This is a genomic window from Desulfonatronovibrio hydrogenovorans DSM 9292 (assembly GCF_000686525.1).
GTDB lineage: Bacteria > Desulfobacterota > Desulfovibrionia > Desulfovibrionales > Desulfonatronovibrionaceae > Desulfonatronovibrio > Desulfonatronovibrio hydrogenovorans.
The window spans coordinates 537,824-553,161 of sequence record NZ_JMKT01000008.1; the positions used below are offsets into that span (position 1 = coordinate 537,824).

The window sequence follows — 15,338 nt, forward strand, 5'->3', positions numbered from 1 at the left end:
TGGTCAGCAGGACCCGGGATGAGCGGGGTATGCTATGATCGCCAAAGTAACAACAGCAGCGCTTCTTGGAATTGACGCCTTCAGGATTGAATTGGAGGTGGACTATTCCAGGAGCGGCCTTCCTGCTTTCACTATGGTTGGGTTGGCTGAGGGAGCTGTCCGGGAAAGCAAGGAACGGGTATTTTCTGCCCTGAAAAACAGCGGGTACAAGCTTCCTCCGGCCAGGATAACTATAAACCTGGCTCCAGCTGATGTACGCAAGGAAGGTTCAAGTTATGATCTGCCTCTGGCCCTGGGCCTTTTGAGTGCTTCAGGAGTTATCCCACAGCGCAGACTGGAAAAAGTTTTTCTGGCTGGCGAACTTTCTCTGACCGGCGAGCTCAAGCCCATCAACGGTGCCTTGCCTCTAGCCATAAAAGCCAGAAATGAACAGGCAGGTATGGTCATGGTTCCTTATCAGAATGCTCAGGAAGCTGCAGTGGTCAAAGAGATGCAGGTTTTCGGCATCAAAACCCTTGGTCAGGCCGTAGAATTTCTTCTGGGCGATGAAGAGCTTGAGCCGGTCCAATTCGACCTGGACGAGTTGTGGCGCCAAGGCAGGAATTTTTTCAGTGATTTTTCAGAGGTCAAAGGCCAGGATCATGCCAAGAGGGCCATTGAGATTTCAGCTGGCGGGTCACACAATCTGCTGTTAATCGGACCGCCAGGAAGCGGCAAGACCATGCTTGCCCAGAGAATACCCACTGTTTTGCCCCCTCTTAGCTTTGAAGAGGCCCTGGAAGTAACCAAGGTCTACAGCGTGTCCGGACATCTTAAGCCGGGTCAGGCCATGGTTGTCCAGAGGAACTACAGGAGCCCTCACCACACCATTTCCGATGCCGGCCTCATCGGAGGAGGCCACTACCCAAGGCCTGGGGAAGTCTCTCTGGCCCATCGGGGGGTGCTTTTTCTTGACGAGCTGCCTGAGTTTAAGAAGCATGTCCTGGAAGTGTTAAGACAGCCTCTGGAAGACGGAGAGGTGACAATATCCAGGGCAGCCATGTCCTTAAAGTACCCTGCCAGCTTCATGCTTGTAGCAGCCATGAACCCCTGCCCGTGTGGCTACCTGACTCATGACCAGCATCCCTGCGTATGCACTCCGGCCCAGATCCAGCGTTACAGATCCAGACTGTCCGGTCCCCTGCTGGACAGAATTGATCTTCATGTCGAGGTGCCGGCTGTACCCTATAATGAACTCAAGAAAAAGAAAAGTGGTATTGATTCGGCTGTTATGAGTCAGAATATTGCCAGGGCCAGGGAGATCCAGCAAAACCGCTATCAGGACCTGCCTTTTTTTACCAACAGCCAGCTGTCTGGCAAGTGGCTGAATAATTTTTGCGCTCTGGGCAGCAAAGAACATGCTTTTCTGGAAACAGCCGTGACCAGTCTGGGGCTTTCAGCCAGGGCCCATGTGCGTATTCTGCGCCTGGCCAGGACAATAGCCGACCTGGAAGGTTCGGGAGAGATTTCCGTAGACCATTTATCCGAAGCAGTTAACTATAGGTGCCTGGATCGTCAGGATCAGGCTCTCGGGTTTTGAGAGAAAATGGCTAACCGGGTAAACGATACCCGTTCATACGAAATAAGCAGCAGTCAGGAGGTTATGCAGATGAAGGTAGTGGCATTTAACGGTAGCGCCAGAAAGGACGGAAATACGGCCGGGTTGATCAGACATGTTTTAGCCGGGCTGGAGGCCGAGGATATTGCCACAGAACACGTTCAGCTGGGAGGCCGACAGATCCAGGGATGTATAGCCTGTTACAAGTGTTTCAAGAACCAGGATAGGCAGTGTTCAGTGAAAAAGGACATCCTCAATGAATGCATTGATAAGATGCTTGAAGCTGACGGAATTATCCTTGGTTCACCCACTTATTTTGCCAATGTCAGCACCAATATCAAGTCCCTCATCGACCGGGCCGGACTGGTAGCCAAGGCCAACAGCGATATGTTCGCCCGGAAGACCGGTGCTGCAGTAGTGGCTGTTCGCAGGGCAGGGGCTATCCATGTGTTTAATTCCATTAACCATTTTTATTTCATCAGCCAGATGGTGGTACCCGGCTCCAGTTACTGGAACATCGGCCAAGGTCTTAACCCTGGGGATGTTGAAAAGGATGACGAAGGACTGACAACCATGCAGAATCTTGGCAAAAATATGGCATGGCTCATGAAGAAGCTGTACTTGTAAGAGGGGAGTGGTCTGCTCCAAACAAAAAAGGCTGGCCTGAGGCCAGCCTTTTTTGTTTGGGTTCTGGAAATGTCAAAACAGCTTCAGGCCAGGATATTCTGGAGCCTGGCGGAAAACTTCCGGCCCTTTTTAATGTTCGGATCATGATGGACAAACTTGCTGTCCTCTTTCTTGTTGATCACGTCTATGGCTCTGATTACTGACATTCTGTGGTAGCCAGCAAAGTCCTCCTTGTAAAAATTGGTCCACCTCCTGGAATTCAGCACTGACATGTGGATGCTCATCCTGTAGATCTGCTGAAATCCCCTGGATCTGCAGGCCTGAGGATCAATGACAAGCCTGGCCAGTCGATCGTTGGATTTGAGCCGGTCCTTGTCAAGACCTACCACGGCTTTCCAGCACGATTTGGCCATGAGGCTGTCTGACTCCATTTCTATCCAGGCATGCCCGAGCTTGCTCTTGGCACCCAGATCCATCTGGCCATGAGCAACTGTATCGGCTGCCAGGTGGGTCAGAAAACCGTAGGCAAAAGCAGCATCGGTATTTTTCCTGGCATGGCTCAGAAGCAGGAAGCCTGTTTCCCAGTCATGAGGATTTTTGTGTCCAGGCTTGCCCAGGAAGTTGTCGGCTGCAATGGATCCGTAGATGAAGTTGGTGGAATAAGCAGTCAAAAGAGTATAAACTGAAGCGGACAGCAGGCTGGCCGCTCTGAGAACCTCATGGGCAAAGTAAGTATGGGTCATGGGACCCCAGGCAAAACAGACGTCTGGTATGCCGAAAAAAATGATTCCGAACAAGATGAAGATTTTTTTCATATTAAACTGGTCCAGCCTTTTGAAAGAGTAAACCTACTTATACAGCAAAAGTATGTCTAGTCAATAAAGAATATGTTAAAATCTGATCAAGCGCAAAAGGCCACCACGAAAAGCAAGGCTGGGTCAGCAAGATCAGGCCATGCCAGGAAATGAACTGTCAAGATGTGAGTACGGCCTGATGATATTTCCTGCAGCAACCATCAGGGCGGTCCAGGAGCAGGCAGGACACCTGGCATTCTTTGCACATCAAGTGCAGATGGTTGCACTTTAAGGAATGAGGGTTTGCTGGTTTTTTTGATAACATGCTTGTTTTTAAGTTTATTTTCTTTGGCATGCTGATTGCTTATTATATGCCAACGACCACAAACATAATAGGAGGTTATCATGAAAAAAATTACTATTATCGGCTTGAGTGCAGCTTTGGTTTCGATCCTGATCTTTGCTTCGCTGGCTATGGCCAGGGGAGGAGGTCCGGGATTTCAGGGCGGTCCCAGAGACCAGGGATGCCCTGTTTTTTCAGGGATGACAGAAGAGCAGCAACAGGAAGTTCTGGGGCTGATCCGCAGCCACAGGGAAGAGATTTATCCAAAGATGCAGCTGATGATTGCAAGGGGGGCAGAACTTAATGCCCTGCTGGCCACTGATGGGCCTGATTCTGCCGAGCTGGAAAGGATAAGGGGGGAGATGTCTTCCTTGAACCAGGAGATATTTGAAGCCAGGCTGAATCAGAGGATTGAACTGAACCGCAAGTATGGTATTCAATCCGGAAAAGGCATGTTTGGGGAAAGAAAAGGTTCTGCTGGTTTTGAGAGGCGTTCAGGCAGGGATTGTCCTAGATTTGCCAGGTAAGAGTATGGGTTGACTTTTCCAGGCAAACTACTTTGAAGGCCGATGTCCGCTAGCGGACATCGGCCTTTTATCTGGAATCTATGTTGGCATTGGTGAAGCTGGTCAAGCTGAACAGCTTTTTGGTCTACAGCTGACCGGGCAGCTTGTTCAGTTTCAGATGCTGTCCAGCTCTGTCTTTACATCTGAGTTCGACTTAAACACTGCTCTTCAGGCTCTTTTCTGCTGTTATTTCTTTATCATTTCCTTTGTCTAAGCTCCTCTGTGATCATCAAAGATCTCCTAACCGGTAGGCGCAAGGAACGATAACTTGCTCGTCAGTCTAGGCCTGTTGCACTCAAAGTATGAAAAAAAACGCTCAGGGACATAGTCCTGGATCAGCCTGTTCCCATTCTGGAAGATTATAGATGGGTCGTTAAGGTCCTATGTGTCTGTATGACACGGTTTTTTTGCTTGATCAGACACGCTGTGGTCTGTCAGTGAATTCCAGGAAAGTGCGGCAAGACTGCAGCGGCGGGCTATAAACCGGATATGGGTACCTTTCGGCACGCATGATGCTAAGAAGTAAGTCAAGGCTTATTTTGGTATTGAATAATCAAAACGTAACCGGAGGTATTAAATGAATTACCCAAAAACTTTAAAAATTTTCTTTACCCTTTTGCTGGGCCTCATACTGGCAGGGGCAGTTTCAGGGGGCCAGGCTCAGGAAGGTTATTACGAGGAAGAAATGATGCAGCAGCCTGATGCCGGAATTGAGGTCAGCGATGCAGAACTGGATAAGGTGGCTCAGGCTTATATTGATATATCCGAGATCAGGGAGAATTTCCAGGAGTCTCTGGTTGAGGTGTCAGATCCTGAAATGGCTCAGCAGCTTCAGGAACAGGCTGGCGAAGCCATGGTTGAAGCAGTGCAGAACAACGGCCTGGATGTCCAGACTTACAATGAAGTAATGGAAGCTGCCCAGGTGGACGAGGAGCTGAGACAACAGCTGCTGACTCGCCTGGAAGAACTTCAGTAAATAGCTTAAATAAGGAGGAGTGCATATGAAGATGAAGAGTCTGATTGTTACATTAGCTGCTGTATTGATGCTTGGTATGACCATGGCCTGCGATCCTCCTGAGGATCAGCAACAGGTCCCGCCTCCAGCACCAGGTGAAGCTCCTGGTGGAGGATATGAACAGCCAGGTTCTCCAGGTACTCCTGGTGAAGAAGGAGGGTTTGGAGAACAGCCCGGCCAGGATCAGCAGCCAGGTGGATTCTAAAAGGCTAAGCCCAGCTGACTTCCTTCCATAGCGGTTTGGTTGAAAAGACCGAATAAAAAAGCCCCCAGCACTGGGGGCTTTTTTATTCGAGAAATATTTTTTCTTCAGAATTACTGGTTACCATTCCAATATTCCTGGCCTGATCAAGACCTCTGGACTTGAGATCAGCCAAAAGTGCCCCGGCCTGGTCTTCAGAACAGCAGATGAGCAGCCCTCCGGATGTCTGGGGATCAAAAAAAATATCATTTGTCACATTGGAGACATTGGAAGAAGCCTGAACCATGCATTGCCTGAACTGGCGATTTTTATGGGTACCCGCCGGGACAAGGCCCATGGAGGCGAACTCAATGGCTTCAGTCAGGACAGGAACGTTATTGCTGTTGATGATGACGCTTTTACCGGATCCCTGAACCATCTCAGCCAGATGGCCCAAAAGGCCGAATCCAGTGATGTCGGTGCAGGCGTGCACTTCATATTCGGCCATGACCAGGGCCGGTATCCTATTCAACTCTGCCATAATCCGGCTGATGCGGTCAATGGTTGCCGGAGAAGCAAGTCCTCCTTTGACTGCAGTATTGATGATGCCGGTTCCCAGGGGTTTGGTCAGGATCAGGCAATCCCCGGTCTGGAGGTTCTTTTTGGTCAGAACCCTGGACGGATGAATAAATCCGGTAACAGAAAGGCCGTATTTTAGCTCCCTGTCCTCCACGCTGTGCCCGCCCACAAGGATCACCCCGGCTTCGTTAATCTTGTCCAGACCCCCCTGGATGATTTTTCGCAGCACCGAGATATCCATTTCTCCCAGAGGAAACCCTACCAGGTTCATGGCGGTCTTTGGTGTGCCGCCCATGGCATAGACATCGCTTAGAGCATTTGCTGCGGCTATTTGGCCGAACCAATAGGGATCATCCACAATCGGCGTGAAGAAATCAACGGTCTGAATCAAAGCCAGGTCTTCAGAAACTTTGTAAACTCCGGCATCATCAGCCCGGTCAAGCCCGACCAGGAGATTTTCATCAACAGGGAATTTGATTCCCTGTAAGGCTCTGTCCAGGTCCCCTGGAGAAAGCTTGGAAGCTCAGCCTGCGCCTTTGACGGTCTCAGTCAGGCGCATGGTATTTAATTTTTTCATAAGTTAGATTGTGCAATGGGCTGGTTTAAAAATCCAATAGAAATTACCTATGGTTATCTTAAGAATCAATTAAATTTTTCAATAAAAGGGCCAGGTGTGGTCTTAAATGCAAAAAAGCCCGGGAAAACCCGGGCTTTTTCAAGTGAGAAGCTATTGCTCTGATTTTCCGGATTACTGAGTCTGGGCTCGGTATTCGTCCTTGATGAGCTTGGCAGATACTGGAAGGCAGCTCTCCCGTCCGCAGAAGAGTTCTTCGGGAGTCGTGCCCAATAGAGCCTTGGACAAGACATCATCCATGTTTTTAACCGGAATAATCTCCAGGCCCTTAAGCACATTGTCCGGAACCTCTTCCAGGTCTTTTTCATTGCCCTCGGGGATGATCACGGTGTTGATCATGGCCCTTCTGGCAGCCAGCAGCTTTTCCCGCAGTCCTCCTATGGGCAGAACCCTGCCCCTGAGAGTGATTTCACCGGTCATGGCCACATCATTGCGTACCGGAAGGTTCAGCAGGGCAGAGATTAGGCTCGTGCCCAGGGTGACTCCAGCGGAAGGTCCATCTTTGGGCGTGGCTCCTTCTGGGACATGGACATGAATGTCAATTTCTTTGTAAAAATCCGGCTTCAAGCCGAAGATTTCGGATCTTGAACGGAGATAACTCAAGGCAGCTCTGGCACTTTCCTGCATGACATCTCCGAGTTTGCCGGTTATTTCTACTTTACCTGTACCCGGCATGAGGGCTACTTCCACCAACAGAATTTCACCTCCCACCTCTGTCCAGGCCAGGCCGGTGGTCACTCCGACCAGTGGTTTTTCCTCGCGTTCACCGTGTCTGATCTTGGGCACTCCAAGGTATGAGGGAATGCTGGTCTTGGTAATTGAGACTTTCTTATCCTGTCCCTGGTCCTTTTCCACCAGCCTCTTGGCCACCTTACGGCAGATGGAAGCTATTTCCCGTTCCAGATTTCTGACTCCGGCCTCCCTAGTGTAGAGTCTTATGATTTCAGTAATGGCTCCCTCGGAAATGGATACTTTTTCTGGATCGAGCCCGTGAAACTCCAACTGTTTGGGACACAGATAATCCTTGGCGATCTTAGATTTCTCAGTTTCCAGATACCCGGGAAGTTTGATTATCTCCATCCTGTCCTGGAGGGGCAGGGGGATAGTGTGCAGATAATTGGCCGTGGTTATGAAGAATATGTTGGAGAGATCATAATCCAAATCTAGGTAGTGATCGTTAAATGCATAGTTCTGTTCCGGGTCAAGGACTTCCAGCAGGGCTGAGGATGGATCCCCCCTGAAATCAGTGCTCATTTTGTCCACCTCGTCCAGGCAGAAGACAGGGTTGTTGGTTTTGACCCGCTTAAGGCTCTGGATAATTTTCCCGGGCATGGCCCCAACATACGTTCTCCTGTGCCCCCTTATCTCAGCCTCATCCCGGACCCCCCCCAGGGAGAGTCTGATGAATTCTCTTCCAGTGGCCCTGGCAACGGACTTGGCCAGGGAGGTCTTGCCTACGCCAGGAGGTCCCACCAGACAGAGGATGGGGCCGCGCATTTTCTCCACCAGACTCTGGACAGCCAGATATTCAAGTATCCTCTGTTTAGGCTTTTCCAGGCCGTAGTGATCATCATCCAGTATTTTTCGAGCTGCATTGATGTCAATGTCCGAACGCTTGAGCTCGGTCCAGGGCAGGGCCAGGACCCAGTCTATATAGTTCAAAAGAACGCTGTATTCCCCGGCATTGGGAGGCATGGTCCGGAGCTTTTTCAGCTCTTCAAAGGCCTTGTCCTTGGCCTGCTGGGGCATGTTTTTCTGGTCAATTTTTTCCTGGAGATGGTCAAGTTCGGCCTTGGGATCGTTGTCCCGCCCCATCTCTTTGTGGATAGCTTTGAGCTGTTCAGACAGGTAATATTCACGCTGATTCTTCTCCATCTGTTTTTTAACTCGGGACTTAATCTTCTTTTCCAGGGAAAAGACCTCGATCTCTCCCTGCAGATGCGCATAAGCCATCTGCAGCCTTTTAAATGGGTCCAGCTGTTCCAAAACGCTCTGCTTATCCTGAAAGTCGACCTTGAGGTGAGGCATTACAGCATCAGCAATGGCTCCTGGCTTGTTCAGGCTCAGGATGGAAAGGACTGTTTCCTTGGCCATCCTGGTATTTACTTTACCATACTCGTCCAGGGCCTGGTGGACCGCCCGGATCAGGGCCTCTGATTCAGGACTGGAAACATCATTCTCCACCAGGGTCTGGGTGAAAACAACGGGCACTTCAACTGAAAAGTCCACTGACTCAGGTTCAACTGCACCCCGGTGCAGTCCCTCGAATAGGACCTTGATGGTGCCGTCAGGAAGACGGAACATCTGAAGTATCCTTGCCACACAGCCAAAGCTGTAGATGCTTTCCTGGGTGGGAACCTCCAGTTTTGGTTCGTTCTGAGTCACCAGGAATATTTTTTTGTCAAATTTGTTCAGGGCGAATTCAATTGCTTTGATGGATGCATCTCTGCCCACCAGCAGAGGTATGATGGCCTTGGGAAACATAACCACTTCCCTTAAGGTCATCAGGGGAAGTTCCACTCCCTGGGAAATAAAATTTTTCGGATATTTTTTTTTGTTTATCATTAAATTTACCTCATATTATTTGGGAAGAAGCCTGGCAAAACCTTTGCCTGAGCAGATTTTAACTAGAATTTATGATTAATCATTTCATAGACGCTTGGCAACAGACTCTGAGAAAAACCATCCTTCCAGACCAAGCAGAGCGGTTTTGATCTCTGTTCCGGATGAAAAACCGCCTATGGTTTTTCTGGCAGTCAGAACCCGGTGGCATGGAATTATCAGGGGCCAGGGATTTGTGGCCATGGCCCTGCCCACTGCCCTGGCCGCTCTGGGACTGCCGGACAGTGCAGCCAGTTTTCCATAGGATATGGTTTGGCCGAACCCGACCTGTTCTACAAGAGTTGTCAGGACTTTTTTATGGAATGTAGAAGTTATTATCGACCAGTCAAGGGGAGGATCGGGCCAGGAGAAAACGGTTTTTTTCTCGTACAGGACCATGGCCTGGTTAATTATCCTGGAATATGGACGGGACTTTGAGCTAACGTGGCCGACCTGACCTGGGCCAAGGCTGATGTGGTGGATAAGATCGTCTCTCCAGGCCACGGTCAGGGAAAAATATCTGTTGGCGAAATATTCATCCTCCAGGTCAATCCGGGTCTTTTTTTCATTATTTTTTGATGAAACAGAATCAAGCATAGTTATTGGTAATTACTTTTGGGTCGGAAGTAAATATCCACCAGACCCATTCATATGAGGAGACTGAAGCAGGCAGGCAGGGTAGAATAGAATCTTCTGACTGGTATATTAAATTTGGGCAGCCACCGAAGAGTTACTTTTGTTTTGACCTGAAAAAGTATAGGTAAGGGCAGAGATTGTGGCAGGGTTGCCGGGGCATGCTATTCCCGGCCAGTTTTTATTCGTGGTTTCCTGGATCAAGGCTGTTTTTTCAAAACAGGTCTGGGCAGGGAAGGACCGAGGTTCATTACTTATCCGGAGCAAATAATGGCAAAACAGGTAGTGGTTATCGGGGCCGTGGCCCTGGGCCCCAAGGCAGCGTGCAGATTCAAAAGGCTGGAGCCTGAGTCTTCAGTGATCATGATTGATGAATCCAGGATTATTTCCTATGGAGGATGCGGAATTCCATATTATATTTCCGGAGATGTGAGTGACGCCAGGGAACTCCAGTCCACCACCTTTCACATGGTCCGGGATGCCCGTTTTTTCGAGCAGGTCAAGGGAGTTCATGTCCTGACCCGGACAAGAGCACTGGAGATCGACCGGGCAGCCAGGCAGGTCCTGATCAAAGACCTGGAAAGCGGCAAAGAGGATCGGCTGAATTATGACAAGCTTGTTCTGGCCACTGGAAGCAGCCCCAGAAAAATTTCTCTGCCAGGCAGCAATCTGGAAAATGTGTTTACAGTCTCAGGCCTGGAAGAGGCGGTAAAGATCAAGGACAGTATCAGCCGGGGCTCTATAAACAGAGCAGTGGTCATCGGAGCGGGATTTATTGGTTTGGAAATGGCTGAAGCCCTGATCGATCTGTGGGGAATTGATACCACGGTTGTTGAGATAGCCCCCCAGATCCTGCCGGGATTCACAAGCATGGCCATGTCCAGGATGGCCAAAAAGGTCATGGAGGACAATGGAGTCAGGTTTCTGCTTAATGAAAAGGTGCTGGAACTTGCAGGAGAAAACTCAGTATCCGGGGTGGTGACTGACAAAAGAGAGCTGGAGGCAGATCTGGTGGTCATGGCTGTGGGAGTTCAGCCCAATTCCGAACTTGCTCGCCAGGCCGGACTGAAGATTTCAAATCAGGGTGCGATCATTGTGGATGAATACATGCGCACTTCTGATCCGGACATATATGCCGGAGGAGACTGCGTGGAAATTGCAAACCTGGTCACTGGGAAGGCTGGATATTTCCCTTTGGGTTCCATGGCCAACAGACAGGGCCGGGTCATTGGGACCAACCTTGCCGGTGGGCAAGATGTCTTTCCTGGTGCAGTGGGTTCCTTTGCAGTGAAGCTGTTTGACCACGGAGTTGTTGGAACCGGTCTTAGCCTGGAAAAGGCTCGGGAAGAAGGTTATGATGCTTTAAGCACCTTTGTGGTCCAGTTTGACAAGTCCCACTTTTACCCGGACAATGATTTAATCTACCTGGAGCTTGTCTTTGAGAACAACACCGGGCGGATACTTGGCCTTCAGGGGATCAGTACCAACAAGGACGGCCTGAAGGGCAGAGTTGATGCAGTGGCTGTTCTGCTCCCTCACCAGCCCACCACCAAGGATATCAGCAACCTTGAACTGGCTTATTCTCCACCATTCAGCTCGGCCATGGACGCTTTGAACAATCTGGGGCACACAGCAGAGAACGTCCTTCAGGGCAGAAACAAAGAGATAGGGCCAGAGGATTTTGTCCGTCTCTGGGAGACCAGAGACCAGCAAGACATTATTTTTCTTGACTGCAGGGATCTGGAGAATGCAGCTGAATACCTGCAGAAGTATCCAGACAAGTGGAGAAATGTATCCAATGAATCCATGAGCTCCAACCTTGACAAGGTGCCCAGGGCTGAGACCATTGTTCTGGTCTGCAACACCGGGGGGCGATCCTACGAGTCCCAGCTCCGGCTCAGAAAAATCGGCATTGATAACACCCTTAATGTTTCCGGAGGAATGAAGCTTCTGAAAAAATGGGGGCTGGATATCTAGACTCTCGGAGAATGCCCTGCATGACCTGTCTGACCAGGATTAACAGCAGGCTTTGGAAAGGTCCCTGGTTCTGAACTGGTCCTATGTCTCCTGATGATCTCTGGCAAGGATCTCCTGGATAACGGGTGTGAAGCTCTTGAGATTTTGGTATTTTTTTCTGGAATAGGCCCTGATGACCAGATAAGTCAGACAAAGCAGACCGAACCCGCCTGTCACTGAAGACAGATCCTGATTGTCCAGGGGATCAAGCCAGGCCCCGGCTACGGCTCCAAGAATCAGGCTGAACAGGGGGATGATATACAGGATGAAGGAAGCTTTTAATTCGTCTTCCATTTCATAGGTGACAACCACTTCCTGTCCCTGGCTGGCCCCGGCCATGTTTCTGGCTTCAATGACCATCCAGTCTTTACCGAAAGGGCTGCAGATCCCTGCACACGAGCAGGTTGCGCAGGAACTGGTTCTTTTGACCCTGACTCTGGCCAGGCCATGGTCTGTTGATATCACTTGTCCGGTTTTTCGGTCAAAGATGCTCATTGCTTGTCAATGACCCAGACTGAACAGTTTTTTATGGATTTAACAATCTTGTTGGAGATGCTGCCCAGAAAAAGTTTTTCCATTCCAGAAACCCCTCTTCTGCCCATAACCAGGGTGTCGTACTGACCTTCCTTGGCTTCGGAGATGATGTCCTTGGCAGTGCCTTCTCTGGTTTTGAGGATTCTGGTCTGAATGTTTTCACCAGGAATGCCGGCCTGGGTAAGTATGCTACAGTAGTCACAAAGTACCTGCTCCATCAGTTTGAGCTGAGTTCCGCTCTGTCCCCGTAATTCCTGCAGCTTGCTTTTAAAGAACGGATGAATGGTGGGCTGTTTTTCCAAATCAGGCGGAGTGTCCAGGATGTTGAGCAGGGTTATTGTAACGTTGTCCGGCCTGACAATATTGGCCACATACTGGACGGCACTCAGAGAATTCCTTGATTCATCAACCGCAATTAATACTCTGTGCATGTTGCCCCCCTCCCTGTAAAAAAGCGTAAAAATAAAACGGCTTCCCTTATGCAGGATAACCACCAGAAATTAGCTCAAAAAAAATCAAATCACAAGCTTATGTATAACTCCAGTAGGGCATTTTTCATAACATATGCCGCATCCAGTGCACTTGGCCGGATCGACCACAGCCAGGGAGTCAACCATGTTTATGGCGTCTTCCGGGCATACTTTTTTGCACAGTGAACACCCGATGCACCCGACTGAACAGATTTTATTAACCACCTTTCCTGGATCATGGGATTGGCAGAAGCAGACGCTTTTCTGACTTATGGGCACCAGTTTGGGAATTCCCTTGGGGCACACCTTGACACAGTTTCCGCAGGCAGTGCATTTTTTTGCTTCAACAATAGGCAGACCGCTCTTGAGCATGGTTATGGCACCAAAAGCGCAGACTTTTTCACAGGTTCCCAGGCCCAGGCAGCCGTAGCTGCAGGACTTGTCCCCGCCTGAAACCAGTTCAGCGGCCCGGCAGTCGTGAATGCCGGTATAGATGAATTTGTGATCGGAAGAGTGCTTGGTCCCGCTACAGAACATCTGGGCCACCATCTGCTCATCTGCATCAACTTCCACCCCCAGTATCTTTGAGATCAGGGCCAGGGTTTCGCTCCCACCGGCCTTACAGGCTTTGGGTTCAGCATGACCGGATACAATGGCCGTGGCCAGGTCCGAGCATCCAGCCAGGCCGCATGCTCCGCAGTTTGCCCCGGGCAGAGCGTCGTTTATCCTGGCTATCCTTGCATCAACCGGGACATAAAAGGCCCTGGCCGTAATCCCTAGAATCAGGCTCAGGAGCAGTCCGATTATGCCCATGGCTGCAATGGCTATTATGATCTGTTCCATGGCGTTATCCTCAAGTCTTTTTAATGAAAAAAGAAAATACAGTCCTGGAAACAGGGAGAGTCATTTTTAATCAAGCCCCAGTAGACCGGCAAAACTAAGGGCCATAATGCCGGCTGTAATCAAGGTAATGGGAACTCCCTGTAAGACTCCTGGCACTCTGGCAGTGGCGGCCATCCGTTCTCTAATGGCAGCCAGGATTATCAGGACAACAGCAAAGCCCATGGCTGCTGAGACCGAATATACCAGGGTCTCCATAAAGCTCCTCTCAGCCTGGATGTTGAGCAGAGAAATTCCGAACACCATGCAGTTGGTGGTGATGAGGGGAAGATATATCCCAAGGGCTCTGTACAGGGGAGGGGAGACCTTCTGGACTACCATTTCAGTGATCTGGACATTGGAGGCGATGACCAGGATGAAAACCAGGGTCTGCAGATATTCCAGATTAAAGACTTCAAGTACGGCCTTTTGAATTATCCAGCAGGTGGTTCCAGCCAGGGTGGTGACGAAAATAACGGCAAAGGACATCCCCACTGCACTGCTCATGGAGCTGGACACCCCTACTATGGGACAATTACCCATGAATCTTATCAGGGCAATATTATTGATGAACATGGCTGAGACCATCATCAACAGATAATCTTCCATGATCTAACCCATCCTTTTTTTGATTTTATTGTCTTCGATCTTTGATGAAATAAGGTTCATCCCGGCCAGGACAAGGCCAAAGACCAGAAAGGCCCCAGCCGGCCGAAGAAGATAATCGAATCCGGGATAACCTTGGGGCATGATCATGAATCCGAGCCAAGTCCCGTTTCCCAGCACTTCTCTGATGGAAGAAATGACCACCAGGGACATGGTGAATCCCAGGCCCATGCCCACGGCGTCGGCCAGGGACAGGTGGACTGGATTCTTTCGGGCAAAGGCCTCTGCCCGGCCAAGGACCAGGCAATTTACTACTATCAGAGGGATCCAGATGCCCAGGACCAGGAACAGAGGATAAAAATAGGCCTGCATCACCAGTTCTACAATAACCACCCCGGTTGCGATGATACTGATGAAGACTGCAATCCGGACTTTGTCCGGAACAATGTTGCGGATGGCGGAAACCAGACCGTTACTGAGAAGCAGTACGAAAAGCACTGCCATGCCCATGCCCAGGGCACTTTCCACATTGGTGGAAACAGCCAGGGCCGGGCAGATTCCCAGGGCGAAACGCAGAGGGGCCACTTCTTTCCACAGCCCCCGGGAAAAGACTTTGAGGATGGAATCAGCCATGATCAACTCCTTTAATCCAGTTCCAGGTGCTCTTTGATTTCGTCGAACAAGGACACCCCTTTGTGCACGGCATTGGCCATGGCAGCAGCTGAAACAGTGGCCCCGGTGATTCCCTGGATGGTCCCTCCATCGGAGCGCAGCCTGAAATCCTGGTCCAGGGGTCTGTCTTGAAACTGGAGGCCGAAACTTGGCACATCAATAATCCTTGTTCCCAGGCCTGGTGTTTCCGAGTGGGTGGTCACGGCAGCTCCCTGCAGTTCGTTTCCCACTGGATCAATGGCCAGCATCACCCCTACAGGCCCTGCGTATCCAGGGGCAAAGCTTTCAAAGGCCACTGATATAACTTTGCCTGCCCTTTTTGCAGTGAAAACCGTGAGTTCGCCATTGTTTTCCCGGATATTCAAAGGGATGGTCAGCCGGTCGGAAATGGGGTCGTTATCATAATCCAAAGGAAGGATCCTGTTCAGGGCCGGTTCCTTGATGAATCTGATCTGCTGGTATTCAATCTGGTCCCTGGTGGTCATTTTGACCATGGCCAAGGCTCCGCCGCACATGGAGGTTACCAGGGTCATGATGAAAATCATTCGGATAAGGTCTTTTCTGGTCACGAATATCTCTCCTGTAGCAAGC

General features: G+C 50.1%; 16 protein-coding genes. 6 read left to right on the forward strand and 10 right to left on the reverse strand.

Annotated elements, in window-relative coordinates:
- The first annotated feature begins 34 nt into the window (after positions 1–34).
- Entirely contained in the window at positions 35–1,579 is a 1,545-nt protein-coding gene (locus P771_RS0103970; RefSeq protein WP_028574119.1) for a YifB family Mg chelatase-like AAA ATPase, read from the forward strand.
- A gap of 69 nt (positions 1,580–1,648) precedes the next feature.
- A complete protein-coding gene (locus P771_RS0103975; protein WP_028574120.1) occupies positions 1,649–2,224 on the forward strand; it encodes a flavodoxin family protein in 576 nt (191 codons plus the stop codon).
- Positions 2,225–2,307: 83 nt separating this feature from the next.
- On the opposite strand, the gene P771_RS18165 is transcribed toward P771_RS0103975, so the two are convergent.
- A complete protein-coding gene (locus P771_RS18165) occupies positions 2,308–3,039 on the reverse strand; it encodes a zinc dependent phospholipase C family protein (RefSeq protein ID WP_051617091.1) in 732 nt (243 codons plus the stop codon).
- A gap of 384 nt (positions 3,040–3,423) precedes the next feature.
- Here P771_RS18165 and P771_RS0103990 point away from each other — a divergent pair, with 384 nt between their 5' ends.
- The 3 genes from P771_RS0103990 (at position 3,424) to P771_RS0104000 (ending at position 5,147) form a co-directional block, all read left to right on the forward strand.
- On the forward strand, positions 3,424–3,888 hold the full coding sequence (locus P771_RS0103990) for a periplasmic heavy metal sensor (protein WP_028574121.1): 465 nt from the start codon (positions 3,424–3,426) through the stop codon (positions 3,886–3,888).
- 616 nt (positions 3,889–4,504) lie between these two features.
- A complete protein-coding gene (locus tag P771_RS18170) occupies positions 4,505–4,903 on the forward strand; it encodes a DUF4168 domain-containing protein (RefSeq protein WP_051617092.1) in 399 nt (132 codons plus the stop codon).
- A gap of 25 nt (positions 4,904–4,928) precedes the next feature.
- On the forward strand, positions 4,929–5,147 hold the full coding sequence (locus P771_RS0104000) for a hypothetical protein (protein WP_028574122.1): 219 nt from the start codon (positions 4,929–4,931) through the stop codon (positions 5,145–5,147).
- Between the two features lie 82 nt (positions 5,148–5,229).
- Here the strand turns inward: P771_RS0104000 and selD are convergent, their stop codons facing one another.
- The 3 genes from selD to P771_RS19100 form a co-directional block, all read right to left on the reverse strand.
- Complete coding sequence (selD, locus tag P771_RS0104005; RefSeq protein WP_150112123.1) at positions 5,230–6,279, reverse strand: selenide, water dikinase SelD; 1,050 nt, start codon at positions 6,277–6,279, stop codon at positions 5,230–5,232.
- Between the two features lie 171 nt (positions 6,280–6,450).
- Positions 6,451–8,901 (reverse strand): endopeptidase La, encoded by a 2,451-nt coding sequence (gene lon / locus P771_RS0104010; protein WP_035243860.1) that lies wholly within the window; start codon positions 8,899–8,901, stop codon positions 6,451–6,453.
- Between the two features lie 84 nt (positions 8,902–8,985).
- Entirely contained in the window at positions 8,986–9,534 is a 549-nt protein-coding gene (locus tag P771_RS19100; RefSeq protein WP_051617093.1) for a methylated-DNA--[protein]-cysteine S-methyltransferase, read from the reverse strand.
- A 306-nt stretch (positions 9,535–9,840) separates the two neighbouring features.
- Between P771_RS19100 and P771_RS0104025 the strand changes: the two genes are divergently transcribed.
- Entirely contained in the window at positions 9,841–11,547 is a 1,707-nt protein-coding gene (locus tag P771_RS0104025) for an FAD-dependent oxidoreductase (protein ID WP_028574125.1), read from the forward strand.
- 81 nt (positions 11,548–11,628) lie between these two features.
- On the opposite strand, the gene P771_RS0104030 is transcribed toward P771_RS0104025, so the two are convergent.
- The 6 genes from P771_RS0104030 to P771_RS0104060 all read right to left on the reverse strand — a co-directional run bounded on the left by P771_RS0104030 (position 11,629) and on the right by P771_RS0104060 (position 15,316).
- Positions 11,629–12,081 (reverse strand): SoxR reducing system RseC family protein, encoded by a 453-nt coding sequence (locus tag P771_RS0104030; RefSeq protein WP_028574126.1) that lies wholly within the window; start codon positions 12,079–12,081, stop codon positions 11,629–11,631.
- Positions 12,078–12,551 carry a universal stress protein gene (locus P771_RS0104035; RefSeq protein ID WP_028574127.1) on the reverse strand — a complete coding sequence of 158 codons (474 nt, stop codon included), beginning with the start codon at positions 12,549–12,551 and terminating at the stop codon, positions 12,078–12,080. The genes P771_RS0104030 and P771_RS0104035 overlap by 4 nt, the downstream gene beginning before the upstream one ends.
- An 84-nt stretch (positions 12,552–12,635) precedes the next feature.
- The gene (locus P771_RS0104040) at positions 12,636–13,433 is read right to left on the reverse strand and encodes an RnfABCDGE type electron transport complex subunit B (protein ID WP_028574128.1); all 798 of its coding nucleotides are present in this window, start codon (positions 13,431–13,433) and stop codon (positions 12,636–12,638) included.
- Positions 13,434–13,499: 66 nt separating this feature from the next.
- Positions 13,500–14,078: an electron transport complex protein RnfA gene (locus P771_RS0104050; RefSeq protein WP_028574129.1), complete on the reverse strand. Its 579-nt coding sequence runs from the start codon at positions 14,076–14,078 to the stop codon at positions 13,500–13,502.
- A gap of 3 nt (positions 14,079–14,081) precedes the next feature.
- Positions 14,082–14,708: an electron transport complex subunit RsxE gene (gene rsxE, locus P771_RS0104055; RefSeq protein WP_028574130.1), complete on the reverse strand. Its 627-nt coding sequence runs from the start codon at positions 14,706–14,708 to the stop codon at positions 14,082–14,084.
- 11 nt (positions 14,709–14,719) lie between these two features.
- Positions 14,720–15,316 carry an RnfABCDGE type electron transport complex subunit G gene (locus P771_RS0104060; protein WP_051617094.1) on the reverse strand — a complete coding sequence of 199 codons (597 nt, stop codon included), beginning with the start codon at positions 15,314–15,316 and terminating at the stop codon, positions 14,720–14,722.
- Positions 15,317–15,338: the final 22 nt, after the last annotated feature.

What these genes read in the sequence shown, in the direction of transcription:
- P771_RS18170 (WP_051617092.1), top strand. Translation starts at nt 4,505, where the DNA reads ATGAATTACCCAAAAACTTTAAAAATTTTCTTTACCCTTTTGCTGGGC.
- P771_RS0104050 (WP_028574129.1), bottom strand. Translation starts at nt 14,078, where the DNA reads ATGGAAGATTATCTGTTGATGATGGTCTCAGCCATGTTCATCAATAAT.
- lon (WP_035243860.1), bottom strand. Translation starts at nt 8,901, where the DNA reads ATGATAAACAAAAAAAAATATCCGAAAAATTTTATTTCCCAGGGAGTG.
- P771_RS0104030 (WP_028574126.1), bottom strand. Translation starts at nt 12,081, where the DNA reads ATGAGCATCTTTGACCGAAAAACCGGACAAGTGATATCAACAGACCAT.
- P771_RS19100 (WP_051617093.1), bottom strand. Translation starts at nt 9,534, where the DNA reads ATGCTTGATTCTGTTTCATCAAAAAATAATGAAAAAAAGACCCGGATT.
- P771_RS0104000 (WP_028574122.1), top strand. Translation starts at nt 4,929, where the DNA reads ATGAAGATGAAGAGTCTGATTGTTACATTAGCTGCTGTATTGATGCTT.
- P771_RS18165 (WP_051617091.1), bottom strand. Translation starts at nt 3,039, where the DNA reads ATGAAAAAAATCTTCATCTTGTTCGGAATCATTTTTTTCGGCATACCA.
- P771_RS0104025 (WP_028574125.1), top strand. Translation starts at nt 9,841, where the DNA reads ATGGCAAAACAGGTAGTGGTTATCGGGGCCGTGGCCCTGGGCCCCAAG.
- P771_RS0103990 (WP_028574121.1), top strand. Translation starts at nt 3,424, where the DNA reads ATGAAAAAAATTACTATTATCGGCTTGAGTGCAGCTTTGGTTTCGATC.
- P771_RS0103970 (WP_028574119.1), top strand. Translation starts at nt 35, where the DNA reads ATGATCGCCAAAGTAACAACAGCAGCGCTTCTTGGAATTGACGCCTTC.
- rsxE (WP_028574130.1), bottom strand. Translation starts at nt 14,708, where the DNA reads ATGGCTGATTCCATCCTCAAAGTCTTTTCCCGGGGGCTGTGGAAAGAA.
- P771_RS0103975 (WP_028574120.1), top strand. Translation starts at nt 1,649, where the DNA reads ATGAAGGTAGTGGCATTTAACGGTAGCGCCAGAAAGGACGGAAATACG.
- P771_RS0104040 (WP_028574128.1), bottom strand. Translation starts at nt 13,433, where the DNA reads ATGGAACAGATCATAATAGCCATTGCAGCCATGGGCATAATCGGACTG.
- P771_RS0104035 (WP_028574127.1), bottom strand. Translation starts at nt 12,551, where the DNA reads ATGCACAGAGTATTAATTGCGGTTGATGAATCAAGGAATTCTCTGAGT.